The 20,689-nt window shown below is 43.0% G+C and carries 17 protein-coding genes and 1 pseudogene; 7 read left to right on the top strand and 11 right to left on the bottom strand.

What is annotated here, in order from left to right:
* Window positions 1-54: 54 nt before the first annotated feature.
* From A0128_RS21095 to A0128_RS21085, 3 genes are read right to left on the bottom strand one after another with little or no spacing between them, the layout of a single operon-like run.
* The gene (locus A0128_RS21095; RefSeq protein WP_427854359.1) at window positions 55-1,278 is read right to left on the bottom strand and encodes an AZOBR_p60025 family cell surface glycopolymer formation protein; all 1,224 of its coding nucleotides are present in this window, start codon (window positions 1,276-1,278) and stop codon (window positions 55-57) included.
* 20 nt (window positions 1,279-1,298) lie between these two features.
* Window positions 1,299-2,846 carry a hypothetical protein gene (locus tag A0128_RS21090; protein ID WP_069609728.1) on the bottom strand — a complete coding sequence of 516 codons (1,548 nt, stop codon included), beginning with the start codon at window positions 2,844-2,846 and terminating at the stop codon, window positions 1,299-1,301.
* Complete coding sequence (locus A0128_RS21085) at window positions 2,843-3,244, bottom strand: Fur family transcriptional regulator (RefSeq protein WP_069609727.1); 402 nt, start codon at window positions 3,242-3,244, stop codon at window positions 2,843-2,845. The genes A0128_RS21090 and A0128_RS21085 overlap by 4 nt, the downstream gene beginning before the upstream one ends.
* Before the next feature lie 229 nt (window positions 3,245-3,473).
* Here A0128_RS21085 and A0128_RS21080 point away from each other — a divergent pair, with 229 nt between their 5' ends.
* Window positions 3,474-4,151, top strand: a complete 678-nt coding sequence (locus A0128_RS21080; RefSeq protein ID WP_069609726.1) for a biliverdin-producing heme oxygenase — start codon at window positions 3,474-3,476, stop codon at window positions 4,149-4,151.
* Window positions 4,126-5,352, top strand: coding sequence for an MFS transporter (locus A0128_RS21075; protein WP_069609725.1), 1,227 nt, complete (start codon window positions 4,126-4,128; stop codon window positions 5,350-5,352). The genes A0128_RS21080 and A0128_RS21075 overlap by 26 nt, the downstream gene beginning before the upstream one ends.
* Before the next feature lie 174 nt (window positions 5,353-5,526).
* Here A0128_RS21075 and A0128_RS21070 read toward each other — a convergent pair.
* The 3 genes and pseudogenes from A0128_RS21070 to A0128_RS21060 all read right to left on the bottom strand — a co-directional run bounded on the left by A0128_RS21070 (window position 5,527) and on the right by A0128_RS21060 (window position 8,930).
* A pseudogene (locus A0128_RS21070) lies at window positions 5,527-7,646 on the bottom strand (TonB-dependent receptor plug domain-containing protein).
* A complete protein-coding gene (locus A0128_RS21065; RefSeq protein ID WP_069609724.1) occupies window positions 7,625-8,326 on the bottom strand; it encodes an HmuY family protein in 702 nt (233 codons plus the stop codon). Before A0128_RS21065 ends, A0128_RS21070 begins: the two are co-directional and overlap by 22 nt.
* A 19-nt stretch (window positions 8,327-8,345) precedes the next feature.
* Complete coding sequence (locus A0128_RS21060; protein ID WP_069609723.1) at window positions 8,346-8,930, bottom strand: LIC20153 family lipoprotein; 585 nt, start codon at window positions 8,928-8,930, stop codon at window positions 8,346-8,348.
* 193 nt (window positions 8,931-9,123) lie between these two features.
* On the opposite strand from A0128_RS21060, the gene A0128_RS21055 reads away from it, so the two are divergent.
* The gene (locus A0128_RS21055) at window positions 9,124-9,861 is read left to right on the top strand and encodes a leucine-rich repeat domain-containing protein (RefSeq protein WP_083244261.1); all 738 of its coding nucleotides are present in this window, start codon (window positions 9,124-9,126) and stop codon (window positions 9,859-9,861) included.
* 12 nt (window positions 9,862-9,873) lie between these two features.
* Here A0128_RS21055 and A0128_RS21050 read toward each other — a convergent pair whose 3' ends face one another.
* A complete protein-coding gene (locus A0128_RS21050) occupies window positions 9,874-10,608 on the bottom strand; it encodes a hypothetical protein (protein WP_069609722.1) in 735 nt (244 codons plus the stop codon).
* 227 nt (window positions 10,609-10,835) lie between these two features.
* Between A0128_RS21050 and A0128_RS21045 the strand changes: the two genes are divergently transcribed.
* Window positions 10,836-12,380 (top strand): peptidase M30, encoded by a 1,545-nt coding sequence (locus A0128_RS21045; protein ID WP_156781954.1) that lies wholly within the window; start codon window positions 10,836-10,838, stop codon window positions 12,378-12,380.
* 220 nt (window positions 12,381-12,600) lie between these two features.
* Here A0128_RS21045 and A0128_RS21040 read toward each other — a convergent pair whose 3' ends face one another.
* From A0128_RS21040 to queA, 4 genes are all read right to left on the bottom strand, one after another.
* Window positions 12,601-12,909 carry a YbaB/EbfC family nucleoid-associated protein gene (locus tag A0128_RS21040; RefSeq protein WP_069609720.1) on the bottom strand — a complete coding sequence of 103 codons (309 nt, stop codon included), beginning with the start codon at window positions 12,907-12,909 and terminating at the stop codon, window positions 12,601-12,603.
* A 124-nt stretch (window positions 12,910-13,033) separates the two neighbouring features.
* Complete coding sequence (locus tag A0128_RS21035; RefSeq protein WP_069609719.1) at window positions 13,034-14,422, bottom strand: hypothetical protein; 1,389 nt, start codon at window positions 14,420-14,422, stop codon at window positions 13,034-13,036.
* Window positions 14,423-14,717: 295 nt separating this feature from the next.
* Window positions 14,718-16,340 (bottom strand): AAA family ATPase, encoded by a 1,623-nt coding sequence (locus A0128_RS21025; RefSeq protein WP_069609717.1) that lies wholly within the window; start codon window positions 16,338-16,340, stop codon window positions 14,718-14,720.
* Window positions 16,341-16,383: 43 nt separating this feature from the next.
* Entirely contained in the window at window positions 16,384-17,421 is a 1,038-nt protein-coding gene (queA, locus tag A0128_RS21020) for a tRNA preQ1(34) S-adenosylmethionine ribosyltransferase-isomerase QueA (RefSeq protein WP_069609716.1), read from the bottom strand.
* A gap of 140 nt (window positions 17,422-17,561) precedes the next feature.
* Here queA and A0128_RS21015 point away from each other — a divergent pair, with 140 nt between their 5' ends.
* Genes A0128_RS21015 through A0128_RS21005 form a run of 3 tightly spaced genes read left to right on the top strand, consistent with a single transcriptional unit; the run spans window position 17,562 to window position 20,687 of the window.
* On the top strand, window positions 17,562-18,926 hold the full coding sequence (locus tag A0128_RS21015; RefSeq protein WP_083244260.1) for a glycosyltransferase family 87 protein: 1,365 nt from the start codon (window positions 17,562-17,564) through the stop codon (window positions 18,924-18,926).
* A gap of 17 nt (window positions 18,927-18,943) precedes the next feature.
* Window positions 18,944-20,104: a glycosyltransferase family 4 protein gene (locus A0128_RS21010; protein WP_069609714.1), complete on the top strand. Its 1,161-nt coding sequence runs from the start codon at window positions 18,944-18,946 to the stop codon at window positions 20,102-20,104.
* Complete coding sequence (locus tag A0128_RS21005; RefSeq protein ID WP_069609713.1) at window positions 20,091-20,687, top strand: LIC20162 family protein; 597 nt, start codon at window positions 20,091-20,093, stop codon at window positions 20,685-20,687. Before A0128_RS21010 ends, A0128_RS21005 begins: the two co-directional genes overlap by 14 nt.
* The last annotated feature ends 2 nt before the right edge of the window (window positions 20,688-20,689 follow it).

The following is a 20,689-nucleotide window of genomic DNA, read 5'->3' as shown; positions in this document are numbered from 1 at the left end:
TCTTTCTCGCCGCTCAGAAATTTTCGAAGAAACATTTCTTCGGAGTTTGCGGATTCATTTCCAGATTTCGTAATTGAGAGTTCTCGAAATAAAAACCAATTTGAAGAGAAACAAAAACAGAATACTTCCGGTTACGAGCCAGTAAATCCGATCGGAGATCGTCTCGTCTTCGAGTTTCCAAAAAATTAAAAAGGCGATCGAAACCGTAAACATCCTCGAAACGTTTTCGTAAGAAGACCAATAGAGAATATAACCCGCCGAAAAAATAGAAAACATCACCAAGAAAAAAGAAAGCCGATTTCCCAAAGCCTTCTTCCAATCGCCGCCGAAAAGAACGAAAAGTCCCGAGAGAAACAAAAGAAATAGAGGGACTCTCGAAAACTTTTTGGCAAACAAAGTCAGTTTGGTTTCAAAGTCGGGCGCTTGTAAAAAGGAAAAAAGAGAAGGATCGTTGATTTCTTTCCAATAACCTATAAAGCCGTCTAACGGTGAAAAAAAATCGGTAAAACGTGCGGGAGTCCATTCCGGAATTTGAATTCTTAAAAAGACGGCCCAGAGGATCGGGAACGCGAGTGTGGAAGCGATCCAAAAGGAAGTTTTCCATTTTCTCTCCAACAAGGATTGGATGCCCAAGGGAAAAAGTAAGAATAAAGCCTGTTCTTTTGTAAGGATCGCAAACGCGCCTATCAAAGAGAACAAAACCCATTTTTCTTTTTTATAAAGCCAATAAACCGTCACCAATAGACTCGTCAAGGCAGCGTCGCTTACCAAGAGCGCATAACTTCCCAAAAGAAAGGGAGAAAACAAATACAAACTCGAATGGATCCGATGTTTCTCTCCGCAGAGATCTCGGAGCAAAAACCAAGAGAACAAAATCAGGATCAAATTTACGAAAAACATTCCCGTTACGGTTCCCCAGGGACCAAACCAGCCGAAGGGAGAAATCAAAAGAGGATAACCGATTCTTGGAGCGCGAATGTTGGCCTCGAAACCTTTCGGCCATTCGAGACTGAATTCGCTTAACATTCTGGAGTAAAAATAAAAAATCTGTCCGTCGTAACCTGCGCCGAGATCGCCCGGTTGGCTTTGAAAGACTACGGCGCCTTTCGGCGTCTGTTCCGGGTTTTGAACTACGAACTGCATTCCGAAGTTGATCTGAGAACTCGGATTCCAGTCGTATTTTTTCCAAATAAAAAGAGAAGAAAGAAGATAGACGATTAGAAATAGAGGAAGAACAAAAGAAGGATTTTCAAACCAGGATCGAATTCGTAGGAGAATTAAATTCCGATCGGAAGCCACTACTTTTTCCGTTCGGAGGATTGAACGAATTCTAAGATCGCATCGCCATACAACTCCGAACTCTTTCTCGCGGCGTTGAACGTCAAATGATGAGGATCCAAAAAGGATTTTTTATCCGGCATGGAATCTTTGAGATCATAAAAGCCGAAGTTGGAATCTTTTTGAGATTCAAAAAAATTCAGATAACCTCGATACCAGTTTCCATTTTTATAATATTTACTTTCGATCGGATTTTCGGGAGAATTGATTACTACGAGTTTTTTACCTTTTGCTTTGAACTTTGCGATCGTCTTTTCCAAAAATCTAAACTCGGACCAGATAAAAAATTCGGAAGCTCCAAGGATCTCTTTGTTCTTCTGAACTTTTTTTAGACGATTCAACGCGCCTTCGTTTTCGGGATTGTAGTAGAGACGTTTTTCGTAGTCTTTAAAATACTCTTCGTCGGACATATTCTCGACTCGATCGTCGTCCAGACCGTGAATTCTTTCATAGGAAATTCCGGTTCTGATTTCTCTTCTGCAAAAGTTTTGCGGAAGTCGGATTCCATAGGTCGCGGGGATTCCAAAAATTCTCGCGTCGACTTCGTTCGAACTGGTAGTCGGTGATACAGAAAATTGTAATGTTACCGATTGCGGTTTATCTTCAAAGGAAAGAAGAAGCGGCTTCCAGCCCGATTTCGGATAGGTTTGATCTAAGAGAGGAAAGGAATTCTTATCTTTTTGTCTTTGGATTTGAACGTGTACGCCCGGCTTTTGCGTGAAGATGTCTTCCGAAAGTTTTCCGTCTTTGAGTTCGCATTCGATCGTAAACTGAGGCGGGGTCCAACCGCGAAGGAAAATTCCTTCCTTCGGCATTACGCCGGTATAATAGTGATACGAACGCATCGTCCTTGTATGGTGTTCTATGTATTCCATCCAGGGATCGTATAAAAAGCTTCTATAACGATTGAGAAGAATCCCGGTTTTGGCGAGTTGTGCGAAAAAATCTCCCTTAGAATATTCTCTCCAATGATCCGCCAAAAATTCTCCGGGAAAGATGAAACGATTCTGATGTCGGACTTTATAATCCTTGATCCTCGCGGCTTCGTCAAAGCTTACAAAACCAGATTCATTTTTTTGAATATAATCTAATTGTAAATCAGCCGGATTAAAAACGTAGACAACAACTTCCGGATTTTTGGAGAGAATATCGTCCGAGTAGTAATAAAGATCCGTAGGAGACATCGCGGGATGAGAATAGAATTCGGCGTGAAAGGTCGAAGCGTTTTTTGCAGATGAAGAATTGAGTTTTTCCGCGATCTGATTTGGATAAGAAGAATAGAGGGCTACGCTGCTTCCTGCGATCAGAATTCCCTTTTCGTCTTTTTCAAAATGGATGTCTCTTCTTTTGTGAAGAAAGTTGTACCAAGGAGAAGTGTCCCACTCGAGTTCGTTTGGAAATTCGAAAAGTGCGATCGGAAAGATCACTCGATCTAAAAATACGAATCCAAAAAGGAGAAGGAGGGAGATCCAAAAAGTTTTAAACTTTATTTGTGATTCAGAATTCATTTTACCTTGGAATTACAGTCGGAACAGGTTCCATAGAGAATGATCTCATGGGTGTCCACGGTAAAACCTTTGGGGCTTTTGTCGAGAGGAAACGGGCAGATTTCAATGTCAAAGACCCGATCGCATTGTTTGCAATGAAAGTGGTGGTGATGATGGAGATGGCTCGCTTCAAAGCGGGAAGATTCTCCCGGAAGATGAATCTCATTGATCGCTCCGGTTTCCATCAGATGATTTACGGCTCTGTAGACGGTGGCGATTCCGAGATTGTCGAGATTCTTTCGAGAGAGTTCGAAAATCTCTTTGATCGAGAGAGGTCCTTTTGCGGCTTCGAGAACCTTTAAGATCTCCCCTTTCTGTTTTGTGTTTCTAAGGGCGGCTTTTCCTAATTCTGCTTTCATCCAAAAAGGTCCGAGGACCGGTGCGTTCCTCTTCTAATTCTCAGATCTCATCCTCTGGTCTGTCAACCTCATTTAAAAAGCCCGTCCTAAGGGAATCCTACACTGGATCGGAGATTTTGTGTGAGATCCTACAATTTCAATTTTCAGAAGAATCCAATTTTTTTGAAAATAAGTTTGATTCTCAGTATCAAATAAAAAGAATTGTCACAGTATTGTCAGGAGATACGCAATGAACTTAGCCACATTACTTCGAGAAGGAACCTCGGAGGAACACAGATCCGCCGAAAGTTCCGCCTTCATACGCTGTTTTATGAAAGGCATTTTGGAAAAAGGAACTTATTCGAGACATCTGGAAGCCTTTTACTTTGTTTACGAAGCTTTAGAAAAAGAATTGGAGCGCCATTCCAAAAATCCGGTCCTCGGATCGATCTATTTTCCCGAACTCAATCGCAGAGACGCAATCCTAGAGGATCTTCAGTTTTTCTTCGGATCTTGGAAAGCGGAGGAACACAAACCGACGCCGGCAACTCAGGTTTACGTAGAAAGAATCCGAAAAATTTCCGAAACCCAACCGACTCTTCTCGTCGCGCATTCTTACGTGCGTTATTTGGGTGATCTTTCCGGAGGTCAGATTCTAAAAAAAGTAGCGGCTCGAGCGCTCGCCCTTCCGGAAGGAGAAGGAATTTCTTTTTACGAGTTTCCGCAGGTTACGGACATCAACGCTTTCAAACAAAATTACAGAGCTGCGTTAGACGCTCTTGCGATTGAAGATTCCGAAAAACAGAATATTCTTTCCGAATCAAAACAAGTCTTTCTTTTGAACCAAGGAATCTTTTCCGAATTGGAAAAAGATCTCATCGCGGCCATCGGTAAGGAAACTTATGACTCAGTCCTCTCCAAAGGATAAAAGAAAAGGTTCGGTCTATTTTTTACCGGGAGCGATCTTTTTAGCGATGCTTCCGGTGACGATGATCGTTCCCGTATTTAAGGAAATCGTAAAGGACAGATTTCAATCGGGCAACAGCGAGGTTGCCTGGTTTTTGAGCGTCGCGATGCTCGGATCTTTTTTCTTTTCTCCGATCGCCGGTTTTCTTTCGGATCGTTTTGGAACTAGAAAAAAAATCATCATTCTTTTTTGTTTCTTGGACGCACTCGTCTTAAGTCTTCTTCCTTATGCGGAAAGTCTTCCCGTACTTTTGAGCCTTCGCTTTTTAGAAGGAGGAGCTCACGTTTTTGTGATCGGTTTGCTTTTGGCTTCGGTCGCCGACTTTGAACACGGAGAATCTCAATTACAACTCAAAGGAGGAGCCTTGATGGGTTTTTCCGGAATGCTCCTTTCTTTGGGCGGCGCCGTTGGAATTTCACTCGGATTTTTAGGAAAAGAGAACCCTTATCTTCCTTTTTACGCTGGTTCGGCGATTCTTTTGTTTCTCGCATTCATCGTATATCGTTTTGTTCCGGAAGTGGAAAACCTAACTTCTAAAAAACATTCTTCTTGGAAAGAATCCGGGATCCTATTTCTTTCTCACCCACTTCTTTTGTTTCCGATGGCATTTCAATTCTTAGATCGATTTACGTCCGGTTATTTTATGAGTTCTCTCAATCTTCGTCTTCGGGAAGAATTTTTACTCAATCCTTCGGAGACGGGCCGTCTACTTTCTCTAGTCTTTCTTCCGATGGCTCTTTTATCTTATCCCGCGATTCGTCTTACAAAAAAAACGGGAAAGTATTTTCCGGTCGCAATCGGTTCTTTGATCTATGGAGTCGCGTTGACTCTTTCCGGGACGTTTCATTCCATCGGTTGGATCACGATTTCCCTTCTTTTCTGCGGATTGGGGGCGGGGCTTATGTTCGCAACTTCTTTGCGCTTGGCCTCTTCTCTTTGTAATCGAGAGAACAATGGAATTGTAATGTCCGCTTTGACCGGAATCGGTTCTCTCGGTTTTTTCCTAGGCCCGATTTCTTCCGTTGGACTCGATCGAATTTCCGATTCGATTTCTTTGTTTCGAAGTTCTTCCCTTACTGCGGTCGTTTTCGGGCTGGCGCAGATTCTTCTTGTTCTTGTAAGCATTCCCTTTTATAAATATTTGAACAAAAAAGAATATTAGAAAATATTAAAATATTACGTATTCCAGGCAATTGGCTGCGGGAAAGGAATTTATAGTTTTGTTGGAACTCTAACAGAGTCGATTTAAAAATAAAACCCAAAAACGTCTAACGATTAAAGAATTTTGACAAAGAAAAAATTTTAGTGATTTCGAATCGAATCTCGTAAACAAATCTTAGAACTGAGCCGAAAAACCGCCGTAGAAGAATCTCGGTCTCGTCGGATTGTAAGCCAGCTCGTATTCATTGAGAACGTTATCCACACCGACAAACAAGGCGAAGTGTTTTTCAAAAAACTTCTGTTCCATTCTTATATTGATGATTGTAAACGGTTTCCCGTATGTTACCGGAGGATTTTCGTTTAACTTGACTTCGGTCGGAATGTAATCTTGTCCCGCCGCAGAAAGACTGTTTGTCGAACTGTAAAACGGTCTTTTGTCTAAGTGTTTTCCTCGAAGATTGAATTGAAATCCGCCCGGAGAATTGTATATAAAATTAGCGGAGATTTGATGGAGCGCTCTTCCTTCCAAGGGGCGATCCGTTGTAAGATCTCTTGTATCGGTTTGATTGTAGCCGAGTTCCAAAGTATAGTGTTTTAGAAAACGATATTGAACCCCGAGTTCTCCTCCTCGCGTGTAAGCCCTTGCGATGTTCTGCAATTGAAATTGAGAAAACTCTCTTCCTTGATTGGAATCGAATTTGTATTGGATCAAGTTGATGATATCGTTTCGATACAAACTCAAGGAAAGAGTAAGAAAATTAAAAGGACTGTATTCGAGATCGGAATTGACGGTGATCGACTTCTCAGGTTTTAAATTCGGATTTCCTTCCACAACGTAACCGACCGCTGGATTTTCAAAACGAAGATATAGTTCTTGAAAGCTCGGAGGACGAAACCCTCTTCCATAACTCGTTCTCCAGACTAAGTTTTGAAGAATGTCATAACGTGCCGCTAACTTCGGGGTAGTCTGATTTCCGAATTGAGAATCGTCGTCGTATCGAACTCCGGGTACGATCCGAATTCGGGGAGAACGAGAGAGAGTCCATTCGTCTTGAAAAAATGCGGCCCTCCTCGTGCGATAGACAAAACGATTTTGTAAACGATCGGATTCCAATTCGTTTGCAAAGGATTCAACTCCTGCGGTTATAAAATGTTTTTCTGCGGCTTCCCAGTCGAGTTGAACGGTTCCTTGCGAAGTCAATTCCGCGTTGAGTTGTTTAACGTCCAACTCATTGGAACCCCTTTGATCGTTAGTGTATTTGTTTTCCCATTTCGAAATGTTTCCTCGAAAGGAGATCAGATTCTTTCTTCCAAATCCGTATTCTAACGCGCCCGTTGCGAGAAAGTCGTGGGTCTTATTGTTTCGATCAAAGACCGCCTTGGACTGAGTGACGTCGACTCCGTTTTGATCCCTGTGTTGATAGAGAATTCTTGTCTTTGCTTTAAATTTTCCATCGGGATTGAACGTAAGATTCATCCCCGTGTTTAAATCCTGATATGCGTTTCCGGTCGTCGCTTGAGAATCCGGAACCAAACGATAACCAGGATTTTTATTGTATCCCGCGGAAACATTTCCGCTTACGAGTTCGTTTCGAAAACCCAGATTCGCAGTCGTATTGAACTCGCCTTCGGTGTTGAAGTTTTTTCGATTTCCGTTTCCGTATGTGGTTCTCATCTCATAGCTGAGTTTTTTATCCGCGTCTCGGGAGATCAAATTGATCACGCCTCCGATCGCGTCGGCTCCATACAACGCGGAAGAAGCCCCTTTTACGATTTCGATTCTTTCCAAGTTTTGAACTTTAAAACGGCTTAGGTCTACAGCGTTGTTCAGTCTTCCCGAAATTCTTTCTCCGTCGATAAGAATCAGGACATACTGAGAATCCATACCCAACATTCGAACCCGAGATCCTCCGAAAAAAGGCACAACGTCGATTCCAAGTTGAGTTTCCAAAACTTCGGCGGCATTTCTTGCGCCGCTCGCCTCGATCTTCTTTCTTGAGATCACTTCCGTCGCGACTGTGGAATCTTTGAGTCTTCTTTCTCCGCGAGAACCCGTTACTACGATCTGAGAATCGTCTTGTGAGTTTTCTTTCTGAGTTTCCGGGACGCCCGCGTCCTGTTTCACAGTGGTCGTGTTAGGTGATTCCTTTTCGGGAGGAGAAAAATCTTTTTTTGTTTTGTCGTCTTGCGCTTGTAAGGGCGAGAGAAAAAGAATCAGAAAGAAAATCGAAATTCCTTTGTGTTTGAGGAGTTTATGAATTAAGAACATGAAGTTAGTAAGGGATTTGTTTCCATCTAACGGTTGGATAAGCCGAGGTTCCTTCGGAACTATAATAACCGGTGACTTGAAAAAGATAGTATGCGTTGCCGGTATTCGATCGTATTACAAAAATCTTATAATTAGGTTGCAAAAAGGCGAGACTGTAATTAAACCATTTGTTGAGGACGTCGCTTCCTACGTAATTGGTCTGAACTCCTCCGCTCGCGAGTTCGGAAACGTTTGTGTCCGCGAAAAAATTGGAGTTGGTACAACCCAATGCAGTCGAAGAACTTCCCGAAGCCGCGTTAAAATCCGTAACCACGGGGTTCGTCATACAAGCTCCTCCGCTTCCGGAAGGATTTGTAATCCCGCTGTTTGTCTGAAGCTTAAATCTCTGAAATCCTACGTCCCAACCCCCGGCTGTGTCCGGAACAACGGCTTGTACTAAATTAGAAAAATTGAATTTAACCCAAACGTCGTACGAAATCGCTCTTACTTTTGTAGTGTAGGAACCGTCTCCGTTGGATTCGGTGGAAAGAATTTTAGAACTCGCTGCCTCTTCCAATTGTTTTTGAAGAGCGAGCAAGGATTGTCTGAGAGCGAGTTCAGTCTCATCCACGGATGGATGTTGTCTCGCGCAGGATAAAAATAGTAAGATCCCGAACCCCAAACAAATTTGTTTCCTAAGAAGTTTGAAGCCCGAGATTTGTTTCATTACAAATACCAAGGAGAACTTAGTTTTTTAGAGTAATTTGAAACGTAGTCGTAGGAGGTTCCGCGGTTCTGCTTGCTAAGTAAAAAACGAAGTAGTAGTCTCCGCCTTTTGTAGCGTTCAGAGTGTAAACGTAAGGACCATCCGTTGCCGCAGCGCCGTATTGACCTTCACTCGGAGTTGTGTAAGAAGCTCTCGTGGAATCGTAAGCGGAATCCAATAACGGGCAAGAAGCGGTATTGTAAACGAGGGGCGCATTTGTATTTCCGGCGGTCCCTTCGTCAAAGTCCGCTACGTTTCTTCCTCGGAAGGTGATCTGATCTCCGGCCTTTACGTTGGAAAATTTTACAGCCGCGATCGAGTGGTTTACAAAGGGAACCTTTCCGTAGACGAGGGTTTGTACGGAAGTGGTCGCGGTCATGGCCGGAAGACCCGCCACTCTTCCTCCTACGGTCGCGGAGCAATTGTAGCTATTGGCGGTAAGCCCCAACAAAAGAAGAGTGACCGGATCTACGTCTTCCTTGTCGTCTTTTTTACAGTGAATGAGAGAGCCTAGGATGAGGCCGAAAATAAGGGTTGTTTTTGCAATCTTTTGAATCGTTTTCATGAATTCTCCTTCCGTCTTTTGAAACCACTTTGGAATTATGAAGATGAGAGTCAAACTCAAAATCGATGTAGGGTTAGCGAATGGGCCAATTGCGAAGAATTTTGAGAATATTCGGGTAGGATCTTTTACATTTCGGGAGAGTTTTAGAATTTGGTTTCTATTTCTTGGAACTCGGTTTTCAGTCGTTCTTAGAATGATTCTGAGAGATTCGCTTTTCCCCAATTCAATCATTTGGTTTTCGATTCTTCTCTTTTGTTTTTCTTCCTGCGCGATCTTAGAAAAAGACCCGATTTCCGGAGCGATTCCCGTTTTTTCCAAGGAAGGAAAGATTCTTAGATACTATCCGTATCAGGTGCGTTGGATCGGTTTTGGCGAGAATGAATTTCCAGACACGGCGAGGTTAAGCGATTTTAGGAATTTGGTTTCTTTGGAAATTCTCCATCCGGACTTTCAAAACTTGGAAGAATTGAGCGCACTCAAGACGGTCGGTTTTTTGAACGTCAACGGGACCAAGGTAAAAAATTTAAGTCCCCTTTCTAAACTTCCCCTTCTCCACAGCCTCTATTTGAATCAGACTTTCGTAGACGAAAAGGATCTCGCCCGTTATCCGAACGTAGGATCTCTTACAAAACTGGGTTTGTACAAAACCAAGATCAAGGATCTTTCCTTTATCGGTCCCGAATGCAAATTGAGACAGTTGGATATCCGAGGAACGGAAGTCGCTTCTTTGGAACCGATCGCGGGTTGTAAAAATCTTCTCGAGCTGAGAATCGGAAACACAAAGATCAACGAGATCAAATATATCTATGAGATGAAAGACCTTCGATATCTAGAATGGTCCGGTTTGAATATTTCCAGAGAAGAATTGGACTGGATCCGGATACAACTTCCTTATTTAAAATTGGTTCCGATCTATTCCAGTAATTTATAATATTCTTAAAAATTAATAAGAGAGGGGACTTGATTCTCCCGGATTTGTATAAAGAAGAATATCCCCTTTGTCCACGGGAACACCTTCCGCCGTGACCTGCCCCGAAGTTTCGATCGTTTCTAAGGCTCTTACCGGATAACGTTTTCCGTTTTCTTTTTCCAAAACGATGGAAGCGTTTTTACGAACTCGGGACAAACGAAGACCCCAGACCTCGAGGGTTTTTCCACCGCTTTCCAAAACAAGAGCGCTAATTCGATTTATATCGGAAGAGATCGCTTTTCTATATTCTCCGGAGGGAGGAGTGTTGGGAATAAAATCGGGTCGGATCAAGATGAAGTTTGATTTTTTCGATTCCAATTCGAAAACGAGATGATCGCAGTCGTAGGCGCGCACGAGCGCCCAACGATTTCCGGATTCCCTATTTGTAAAAATTCGGCAGGATTCGGGAACGAGTTGAAATCCATTCCTTGTCGGTTTTGCAATTCCTTCGATTCTGGTTTCTTCCCGATTTTTACTGAGGGTTACGCTCAGTTGTGTAAAAATAAATTTTGGATTCTTTCGGGCAGAGGTTACGTCCAAAAACAACTGTCTGACAAAATAACCCTCTTCTAATTTCTGAATCTTGGAATAGTATTCCCCGGAGGCGATTTTCAAGAATGGGGTTGGATCGGGTTCCATTCTTTCCTCACTTGAGGAACAAAATAGAATCGTGAGCATACAAATTCCTAAAGGAATCGAGCGTTTCATGCATTTTATAAAGTAATAGATAGGAAATATTTTATCCAATGTTGATTGCTCCTGATTTGAGGGGGCACGATCCTGGCAAGTTACGGGGGCAAGAGAGAATCTCAATCAAGTTTCCGCTCTTTCCTCCGCTATAAAAAAGTATGTCGGGACCCTTTTTTACATTCTGCGGACGCTCCACTCCGAGTCAACGTTCTAGATTGTATGTCTTTTTTCGTCTAAGAATCTTGATGAGAGGGAATTCTCGAGACAATGATGGGTTTTTTTCGGGGATTCTACTTTGCCTTTTTTTTCTCAACGCCTGTTCCTTAGAAGGCGTTTTCCCTTCTCTCTTCCCGACCGAAAAACAGAAGTTAGGCGCTCAGTATGTTCAGGCCTTGATTCTTACCGCGATCAGTTGTAGCGGTCCTGGAAAATTCTGGGTAAGGGACATTACAAAAAATGCATCTTATTGTCTACAGGCAAGTCTCGTAGGAGAAGGAGATACCGTTTCCATCTACGCGGAATACGGGCAAGAGAAGAATCTGGATTACAAAAGTATCGTTCGGGAATTCGATCAGAAAATTTTTCCGAAACTCAGCGCTGCCTTCGGACCTCCTTCCGATATGGACCAGAGCGGAAAGGTCCACATTCTCTTTTTGGATATTCGAGACGGAAGTAAACCGGGCGGTTCTTTTGTAGCGGGTTTTTTTGATCCTTTTGATTTTCTTTCGGACGATCCCCGATCGAGCGTACGCTCCAACGCAAAAGAGATTCTTTATATTGATTCGGTGCAGTTGAAAGAATTGGCCGAAAAGGATCTCGCGGCGGGAAAATCGGACACAATGCTTTCCACGATCGCCCATGAGTTTCAGCACCTCATTCGATTTCAATTCGAACTTCCCGACTATCTTTCCCAAAAGGTGCGCGATGAAACCTGGCTGAACGAAGGTACAAGCGAGGTCGCGAGCGATATAGCGGGTTATTCTCCTCAGTTGAATCGGATCCAGTGTTATCGAGGGAACGTCGCGGGAGTCTGCGCAAGAGGAGTGAACGGTTCCACCATCTTCGGATCGGCAAACTTTTCGTCGATCGTGGACTATTCTTTTGCGTATGCTTTTATGAAATATCTTTACACGGTTTCCGGAGCAAGCGTTCAGGAAAGAAATTCTTTTTTTAAAAAGACCGTCGCAGGCCCTTCTTTGCGAGCGAAGGACGCTCAGAGTTTGGCTGAGATCTTTTTGACTTCTTCCGCTGTGGCTTCGCTTTCCGCGTCTCAGAAAAATGATCTCGGTGTTTCCGGTGAAACTTCTTTTATACGTTTGTTTGCGGCTTTTCTCTGGTTGTCGACGGGTGAGACGACTCTTTCGGAAGCGCAGTTGGGAGTGGATTCTGCGGGAGCCGCGGGTTTTAAAACCGGAATGGAATCCGTTCTATCCGCCCTTCCCTTTCCGCTCGCGAATCAAGACGGAGGAGAACTGAGAAAGTTGTATGACACACAACCTCTTCCTTTTATTCTTCCTCTTTCCAATCTCAAGCCGGGGCAGTTTCATTTTATCGATCAGAATCGGAGCAACACGGGAACACAACCGGCGGTAGTCCTTTTAAAAAAGACGGTTCCTAGTTTAAAAATTCTGCAAGTAAACGCGGATCCGTATCGTTTAGGTCAGGTCTCTCAATCCGTGACGAGAACGAATGACGAAGGAGAACCTTTTCTTCTCCCGGAAACCGACGGCCCGGAAATCATCTGCCCTCTCGAATACTTTCATTCTTCCGAAAGAAATCGAACAAATTAAAACTGTGGGAACTCCTTCGTTTTCAATCGACTGAACCATCTTTCAAAAAGTTTAGAAGAACGAAATATACGATTTTTGTAGGAGCTCTTACAATTTAAAAATTCATTTCATTTGAAACCTTTGTTCCGACAAAGTATTTCTCTAAAAAATTCTTGCAATCGGACTTGAAGTCCGTATGAGATAAAATTTTCGGAAAAGATCTCTTTTCAAAAGAAAAGAATCATTCCATTCCAGGAATCATACCGCGAAATTCAGCCATTCTTTCTTCCGCGGCTTTTTGCGCGAGTTCCAGAGAACGAGTGACGGCTTGTTTGATACTTTTTTGTAAAAGTTTTTTATCGTTTTTAGAAAGGAGTTCGTCTTCGATGAGAATGTCTTTGATGTTCAACTTTCCGTCGGAGATACAAGTTACAAGATCGTTTTTTGACTTTGCTTCGAAGGAGAGAGCCATGAGATCCTTTTCCACTTTTTTCATTCTCACGCGCATCTGATTCATCTGCTTCATGGATTCTAACTTGTTTCCAAACATTCTTTGATTCCCTTTGAACCTATTTTATTTTTAAGAAGAATTCGATCACACGGATTTTTTTCGTGTAGGAGCCCTCTCCAATCAAATTTCCGAACGCTGAAAAACGAGCAACCAGAAAAGAAAATTAGAAGGATAGCTCCATTCCCAAAGAAGTGAAATACTCGGAATAATACTGCGAGTAAGCCGGAAGACGGAACGGCCCGACGTCGGTGTAGATCACACCCTTAGAGAGATTGTTTCGAAAGTTCATAAAGAAGATCGCGTTTTGAAAGCTGGTCTTTCCTCGAAAACCCGCAGAGAAGGAACGAAGAGGTTCGTCTGTCTGCGTGTTGATTCCCGCGTTTCTCTGCGAGACGAGATTGTAGTAGTTGTTTCCGAGAAAGAGAGAATATCTTCCCGCCGGATCCAAGAGCATCGTAAAGCCCAAGGTCGTGGCGTCCGATTCCGGAGTCATATAAAGACCGTTGTTCTTGGTCGTAGGATCGGCGGAATAACTATAACGGATGTTGAGAATGATCTTTGTAAAATCGATGAACATCGAAAAGCGCGCGGCTTCCGGATTGTAAAGACCTTTGTCTTTTTCCTTATTCAAAACCGAAGTCTGAAATGAAAGACGTCGAATCGGTTGGATGTTTGCTTGCCATTCGATTACGCGACCGCTGGTGTTTCCCAGAGCCTGATTTCTAAGAACCGGATTGTTTCCCATATTCGGATCGGAGTTGAGCGCTTGAGAATTGGATCCGGGAGAAGAATAAAGAAAACGACTGGAAGCCATGCTTGAGTTTCCGAAGGAACTTCCGGATACGATCTTGGTATTGATGTAGTCGTTCGGTTTAAACGAAAAACCGGCCATCGAATAACCTTGATCTTTTTGATCCGCGGTATAAGGCAGAGAATTTCCGGTTTTGAGAATCGCGTCCACTCCGGGGGCGACGGAGTAACTCAGTTCAAAGTTGTCTAACGTGGATTGATTGACCCCGGTTTTATCTCCGTTTCCAAACGGATCCGACTTTCTTCCGCGAAGAGAAGGAGCCAATTCCGAAAAAGGAGACGAAGGGCGAATCGACGAATTCAGCTGAACCTTTCCCTGTTTTCCGCCGAAAAAGCGAGCTCCGGTCCAGTTTGTATTTTGATCGCTGAATAAAGAATCCGGTTGATTCCAAGCGAGAGTATCCTTGGAAGGAAATGGACTCCAGCCGTTTCCGAGTTTTGCAAAATTAGATCCTCGGTCTTCTTGGATTTCGTAGGATCTTTCCATTTCTTCGAGAACTCCGATTTTTCGAGAACCCAAGATACGGAAAACCTGGATGTCCTTCGGTTTTTCTTCTTTATCTTTGAGAGTCGGTTCCGATTTGGAAGGAGTTTCGTTTTCCTCCATCGGCAAGGAATCGATTTTTGGGAGGTTATCGGGCGCTTTTACCTGAGCAATGGATATGAGAACTCCAAGTCCCAGAGCGGACAAACCGCTGACCAGCAAGGAGGATTGAATATTGATCGCCCCGATGAGTCTCATTTTCGTATCTTTATTTATATCGGTAATCAGAATCGAAGGATCACCTACAAATGCAAGTCTGGTATAAGACGAATTGTTTCTAAAGAATCCGATGAAAGGCGGATTCTTTTTTTCCAGAATGTTTGGTTCCCATTTGAGTTTTCCAAAGTTTGAAAGTGTCTTTAGTGGAGAAGACAGAGCAAAAATAATTCAAAAAAAACGAGTTTGATTCCTTCCATCCAGTTTCAAAACCGAGGGGGTTGCAGGAAAGAAATTTTTTACCGAATTCTGTCCCATCAACACTCAAGGCATATTTCTATTCGTGTTCTTCTTCTTTTTTCCGATCGATTCTTTCCTCTATCATGTGGAACAGACTTCCCGGAGGATATTTTCCGTTTTTGCCAAATTTTCCCGCGGGAATTCCAAAAACTTCGGGAATCAGTTCTTCTACGTGAGAGCAGGTATAAATTTGAAATTTTCCCTTATCGATCGCTTTTCGGATATGAACGGGAAGATTCAAGTCTCGAACGTTAAACGTAGGAATGTAAACCCTGTATTTGTCCTTAGAATTTCCGACGAGTTGGATCATGTCATACCAAGCTGCGATCTTCGTATTCACCGAACCGACCGGAAGAATTTCTCCGTACTGAGAGAGAGCTCCCGTGACCGCGATGTTACAAGGGATTTCTAAACCGGAAAGCGCCGAAAGAATCGCGAGTAACTCCGCACAACTCGCGGAATCTCCGTCGATCGGAGAATAGTTTTGTTCAAACAAAATGGAAGCGTCGAGACCAAAGGATTGGATATGAGAGAACATTCCTTTAATATAAGATTGTAATATAAAAACTCCCTTATCGTGTAAGTCGCCGGAAAGATTGACTTCTCTTTCGATGTTGATAAAATTCCCGGAACCTAAAGCGACACGAGCCGAAACTTGGTTGACCTGACCAAAATCGGATAAAGAAGAATGGAGTAAGATGACTGATAAGCCGTTGATTCTTCCCGTCTTTTTGCCTTTGAGTTGGATCGAAGTCAGACCTTCTCGAACGCTTTCTTGATATCTTCTTTTGTGAACCGCGATTCTTTTTTCGATCGTAGGAATGGCGGATTCCACTTGGGCGCGAGTGATCGTCTTTTTTTCCTTTTTGAAAAGAACCAGGAGTTCTCCTACGAAGGTTCGAAGTTCCGCGAACGAAAGAGAAAGCCTCGCCCTGCTGTCGTTCCAACGAAGTCCGATTTCGAGTAACGCGTCGACCGCGGAAGAATCGAAACTAGGATAACCGGGTTTTTCCCAGGAATGTATGAGTCCACCGAAGAGCTGAAGATTCTTCTTACTCTTCATCACCGCTTCGTAGGGAAGATGAATCTTAAAAGAAAAACTTTCATAGAAGTCCGGATCAACTCCGGAGATAAAATCCACTTCCCCTTCTTCCCCCGCGAGAATCAGACGAAAACGAGTGTTGATCGAAGGATGAAAACGATTCATCTCTTTGGAGCCGGTCATTTCCGGAAGAGTTAAGAAGTCGATACTTCCGGTCTGCAGAACTCCTTTTACGAGAAAGTATAAGTTCGGATCTTCCGTGAGGGCTCTCATCGGTAAAAGTAAATAACCGCCGTCGGCCTCCACCATTTTGCCCGCGCGGTATTCCGAGTTTCCGGGAAAACCCGCGAGTGTTAAGAATCCCGGATGGGGATCGCAGACCACTTTGATTCCTTTTTTAAGATTGGAGATATATTCTTGGAGTAAGGTAAGATTCGATTCTAATGCCGGACCGGTTATAAGAATGTTGGAGAGGATGCCCGGATTTTCCAGAGCCTTCGGTAAGGAATTCAGTTCTTCTCTGTGAAACGCCAAAAAATCGGGGAGCCCGTTTTTGGGTCTTTGTTTTCCCGCGTGAAGTTTGATTTCTGCCTGAGCGGCGGTTATTCTTTTTATCACTGAGACGATTGTTCCCTACTTCCCTTCGGCTATCAATCATAATCTAAGAGAGGATCAGCATCGCGTCTCCGTAAGAATAGAATCTAAATTCTTCTTGGATCGCTTTTTGATACGAGCGTAAGATCAGTTCTTTCCCTGCGAACGCGGACACGAGCAAAAGAAGACTCGAACCCGGAAGATGAAAATTTGTGATCAGACCTTCGCAACTCTGAAGTTTATCTTCCGGTTGTAAAAAAAGTTCGGTCGCGCCGTGGCCGGAGCGAAACGTTTTTGTAAGAGGATCGTATGTGGATTCCAAGGCTCGAAGCGTCGTGGTTCCGATGGAAAGAATTCTTCTTCCTTCTTTTTTCGCGAGGTTAAGAATGGAAGCGCTCGATTCTTCCAGAAAGAATTCTTCACGATGTAATTTTTTATTTTGAAAATTTTCTTCCGTGAGAGGTTGAAAGGTTCCGTAACCTACGGTGAGTTCTAAGGTGCAGATCCGAATTTTTTTTTCTTTTAGAATTTCAAAAAGAGATTCCGAAAAATGAAGACCCGCTGTAGGAGCTGCAACAGATCCGGGAGTTTTTGCAAAAAGAGTCTGATAACGAATTTCATCTTCCGCATCCGCGTCTCTTTTTAAATACGGAGGAATCGGAATTTCACCGATCTCTTGAAAGTCTTCTTCTTTTAGTTCTTTCTCCGATTTTAAAAAAACAAATTCGTCTTCTTTTCCTTCCACTTGAAAAAGCCGAAGTCCTGTCTTAACGTCTTGAAGCCGATCTCCCGTTTTTAGTTTTCGAGAATTTCGAATCTTACATCTCCAAAGTCCGTCCTTGGTTTCCAAGAACATCGCTTCGTGGGTTCGAAGTTGGTTTTTGAGATAAACGCGGCGCTTACTTACTTTCGTATGATTCCCGATCAACACGTCGCCTTCTCTCAGATAAGCGATGATATTTTTGAATGTGTTTTCGGTGTGGATTTCTCCGGACCCAACCTTGACCACCATGAGTCGACTCTCGTCTCGATTCTTTGCCGGATAACGAGCGATTCTATCCTCGGGGAGTTCAAATTCAAATTCTTCAAGATCGGAAAACAACATTCTAATTGCAGTGGATTTGGAGATTGTTTCCGGGTGAATCTTTTTTCTAACAAGAGAACGATTCCTTTTGAGAATCGTCGCGGGAATGTAGGAGAATTTTATTGGTTGGCTTTTCGAGTGCGATCAAAAAGTGTTTCAGAATGCAATTGAGAGACCGAAAAACCTGGATCCTTTTGGGAACGATTTTGTTTTTCTCCCTCCTCTTCATCAATGGGATTTCCAAATCCGGAAACCGTTCCGATTTCAGAGACTACTACAACGCTTCCGTCCGTTTTACCGAAGGAAATAACTTATACAATCTAGAACAGATCGATGAGATCCTCGGAAAACTTCAAACGGGAGAAATCAAAGTCGAAGAAGCGTTTACTCCTAAAGTTTTTATGCAACTCAAAGACATGATGGAAGGTTTGGGTTCTTATATCTATCCGCCTACGTTTGCGTTTTTGTTGATTCCGATTTCTTTTCTTCCTTACCAAGTCGCCTCGGCGATTTTTTTGAGCCTGAACTTTTTGGCGCTTCTGGGTTTTTTATACATCCTTTCGATCCGTCTTCCCATCAAAGGAAATTTGATTTTTATCGTCGTTCTTTGTCTTCTCAATCTTCGCTTTTTAGAAAATCATCAGAACAACAATCAAGTCGGTTTTCTTTTGATGTTTTTGATTTTGGCTTCCATACATACAAAGAAGGATTGGTTGTCCGGTTTATTGCTCGGACTTGCGATCGTGATCAAGTTGACTCCGGGAGCCTTTGTGCTTTTCTTTTTGATGCAAAGACGTTACTGGGCCGTTTTTTATACGTTTGTATTTTCGGTTTTCTGGATTCTTCTTCCTTGTATTTATGCTCCGAGTTTTACGATCGAGATGACCTTGACTTGGAAACAGTTGATCTTAGACAATTATCTCAAGTCTCCTCTCTTTCGCGCTTGGAAGAATAATCAGAGTTTGAACGCGACTCTCGCAAAATATTTTCTCAACTACGCGGATGTTCTCAATCAATCCCAACTCGGATATCCTCTTGCGGAACTTCCCGAAAAAGCTGTAAAAGGAATTTATTATATTCTTTCCTTGGGTCTTGTGATTCCTTTTTTCTGGAAAATTTTTGCGAAACGAAAGGAGGAATTGACTCTCGGTTGTTTGTTCGTCTTTTCGATCATCTTTAGCGGAATTTCTTGGGTGCACGCGTTTGTTTTTCTTTTATATCCTTCCGCGATTCTTCTCAACCGACTTTGGTCTTTTGTAGAAGTGAAAGTGTTGCCCGTTTGGAAAACCGTATCGGATTCTTTCTGGAAGAAATGTTTAGTCTCGATCAAAATCTTGTATACGAATGATAAAGTGAGTTTTGTCTTTTTGATCGGATCGATCGGAATTCTTCTGTGCAATCGGTCCGTGATCGGCGGAGGAACTGAAGAAAAATTGATGATGGCTTCTTATCTTCTTTACTTTGCGATCTTTCAGTATGTTCTTCTTTTGTTTACTCAAGACAAAGAATCACAAACGGAAAAATAAAAAGAATTCTTACAAAGATGACGATCCGAACGAACGAACTCAAATACAAACCTAGGGTGGGTGTGGACGTGCGTCCCCTCGCCTACGGGATCACCGGAAATTCAAGATATCTCGCTGAGGTTTTGAGAAGGTTGATCACGAACGAATCTCCCTTGGAATACTATCTCTATTCTAACAAACCGATTCATACAGTATTTTATGATATTCTTTCAAACCAAAACTCGAGATTTTTTCTAACGGGAAAACTTCCGGGTATCGCTTGGTTGAATTGGACGATTCCAAGAAGAATCAAAAAAGATCGTCTCGATCTTTTTTGGGGAACTCTTCAATTGTTGCCTCTCTCCTGCGGAGGTGCGTTGACCGCGGTCAACTATCACGATTTGAATTTTCGTTCCGCTCCGGAGACGATGACGACCGCGAACTACTGGCAACACCGGATTCTTTCTCCCAGAACTTTAAAAAAAGCGGATCTTGTGTTTTGTCTTTCTGAAAATACGCGCAACGATATTCTCAAATTCAAACCAGCATTGGATCCAAAGTTGAAGGTGGTTTATCCGGGAGTGGATTCCTTTCCGGTTCTTCGAGAACCTCTGCGAAAACTTCCTGGAAATTTTTTATTTACTATTGGAACCCTCGAACCTCGTAAGAATCTGGGGACTCTTGTCTCCGCGTATCGTGCTCTTAAAAAAGAAGATCCTTCGTTTCCTTATCCGCTCGTGATCGCGGGTCGTTTAGGATGGAAGTCCGAAGGTCTAACCGAGTTATTAAAAGAAGGAACCTTGGAATCGGAAGGAATTTATTTCGTAGAAAATCCGGCTGATGAAGTGCTCGCTTGGTTGTATCGAAACTGCGTTTCCTTTTTGTTCCCTTCGATTCACGAAGGATTTGGTCTTCCGCTTTTGGAAGCGCTTCGAGAAGGCAAACTCTGCGTGGCATCCGATATTCCCGTCTTTCATGAAATTTTAGATCGAAAGGTGGACTTGTTTGCGGAACCTCTCAGCGTAAATTCTTGGGTTCTTGCTTTATCCGAACTCAAAAAGAGAAAGTTGGAAAGACCGGAAGTTTGGAACGCTTCCGAATGGACTTGGGATCAGACCGCAAAAAAAATCGAAGACGGTTTGATCGATCTTTGGAAACACAGAAAGGATTTGCATCATCAAAAATATGAAACAAAATGAGAAACGAATTTATTCCGGATGGGATTCTTTGAACGCAAACGACACGTCCTTCGGAGTTCCGGTCTATTTAAGAATCAATCCGATTCCCCCCACCTTGATAACTCTGCTCGTCGGTGCCATTCTCTACGGTTGTTATCTGCTTGGCGGTTTGTCCGCCTTGTATCTTCAGAAGTTCACGGATTTTTTGTTGATCCCGAAGGTTTTGAATCTTCCGATCCTACAAAACCCTCTGTTGTATCAAAGTGTAGGATATCTTACGTTCGGATATATCGGTCTCGCCTTTGTTCTGGATTGGATTCGTTTTATCAATCGGACTTGTTTTACGCGCGTTGGGCTCAAAGGTGATCTTTTGTCCGTGGAAACAAGAAGTTTTTTTGGAAAGGACGTGTTTCAGTGGAATCGCAAACAGAGCGGAGTTCAGATCGTTCACAAAACGGGTGTTTTGCGAAAACTTCTGGGTTTGGAAAGAATCTGGATCGTAACCCCCGATTTGAGATCGGAAAGTGTCGCGTCGCAGTCAGGAATTCTTTCTCCGTATTTTTTCCGCGGTCAAAATCGTAATTTTATTTCTTCTTTATTTTAATA

The organism is Leptospira tipperaryensis (assembly GCF_001729245.1).
In the GTDB taxonomy this organism is placed as follows: domain Bacteria; phylum Spirochaetota; class Leptospiria; order Leptospirales; family Leptospiraceae; genus Leptospira; species Leptospira tipperaryensis.
This window is presented reverse-complemented; position numbering and strand designations above follow the sequence as displayed.

Excerpts from the sequence above, each read along its gene's own strand:
- A0128_RS21090 (WP_069609728.1), bottom strand. The coding sequence starts at position 2,846 with ATGAATTCTGAATCACAAATAAAGTTTAAAACTTTTTGGATCTCCCTC.
- A0128_RS21085 (WP_069609727.1), bottom strand. The coding sequence starts at position 3,244 with ATGAAAGCAGAATTAGGAAAAGCCGCCCTTAGAAACACAAAACAGAAA.
- A0128_RS21080 (WP_069609726.1), top strand. The coding sequence starts at position 3,474 with ATGAACTTAGCCACATTACTTCGAGAAGGAACCTCGGAGGAACACAGA.
- A0128_RS21075 (WP_069609725.1), top strand. The coding sequence starts at position 4,126 with ATGACTCAGTCCTCTCCAAAGGATAAAAGAAAAGGTTCGGTCTATTTT.
- A0128_RS21065 (WP_069609724.1), bottom strand. The coding sequence starts at position 8,326 with ATGAAACAAATCTCGGGCTTCAAACTTCTTAGGAAACAAATTTGTTTG.
- A0128_RS21060 (WP_069609723.1), bottom strand. The coding sequence starts at position 8,930 with ATGAAAACGATTCAAAAGATTGCAAAAACAACCCTTATTTTCGGCCTC.
- A0128_RS21055 (WP_083244261.1), top strand. The coding sequence starts at position 9,124 with ATGATTCTGAGAGATTCGCTTTTCCCCAATTCAATCATTTGGTTTTCG.
- A0128_RS21050 (WP_069609722.1), bottom strand. The coding sequence starts at position 10,608 with ATGAAACGCTCGATTCCTTTAGGAATTTGTATGCTCACGATTCTATTT.
- A0128_RS21045 (WP_156781954.1), top strand. The coding sequence starts at position 10,836 with ATGAGAGGGAATTCTCGAGACAATGATGGGTTTTTTTCGGGGATTCTA.
- A0128_RS21040 (WP_069609720.1), bottom strand. The coding sequence starts at position 12,909 with ATGTTTGGAAACAAGTTAGAATCCATGAAGCAGATGAATCAGATGCGC.
- A0128_RS21035 (WP_069609719.1), bottom strand. The coding sequence starts at position 14,422 with ATGAGACTCATCGGGGCGATCAATATTCAATCCTCCTTGCTGGTCAGC.
- queA (WP_069609716.1), bottom strand. The coding sequence starts at position 17,421 with ATGTTGTTTTCCGATCTTGAAGAATTTGAATTTGAACTCCCCGAGGAT.
- A0128_RS21015 (WP_083244260.1), top strand. The coding sequence starts at position 17,562 with ATGCAATTGAGAGACCGAAAAACCTGGATCCTTTTGGGAACGATTTTG.
- A0128_RS21010 (WP_069609714.1), top strand. The coding sequence starts at position 18,944 with ATGACGATCCGAACGAACGAACTCAAATACAAACCTAGGGTGGGTGTG.
- A0128_RS21005 (WP_069609713.1), top strand. The coding sequence starts at position 20,091 with ATGAAACAAAATGAGAAACGAATTTATTCCGGATGGGATTCTTTGAAC.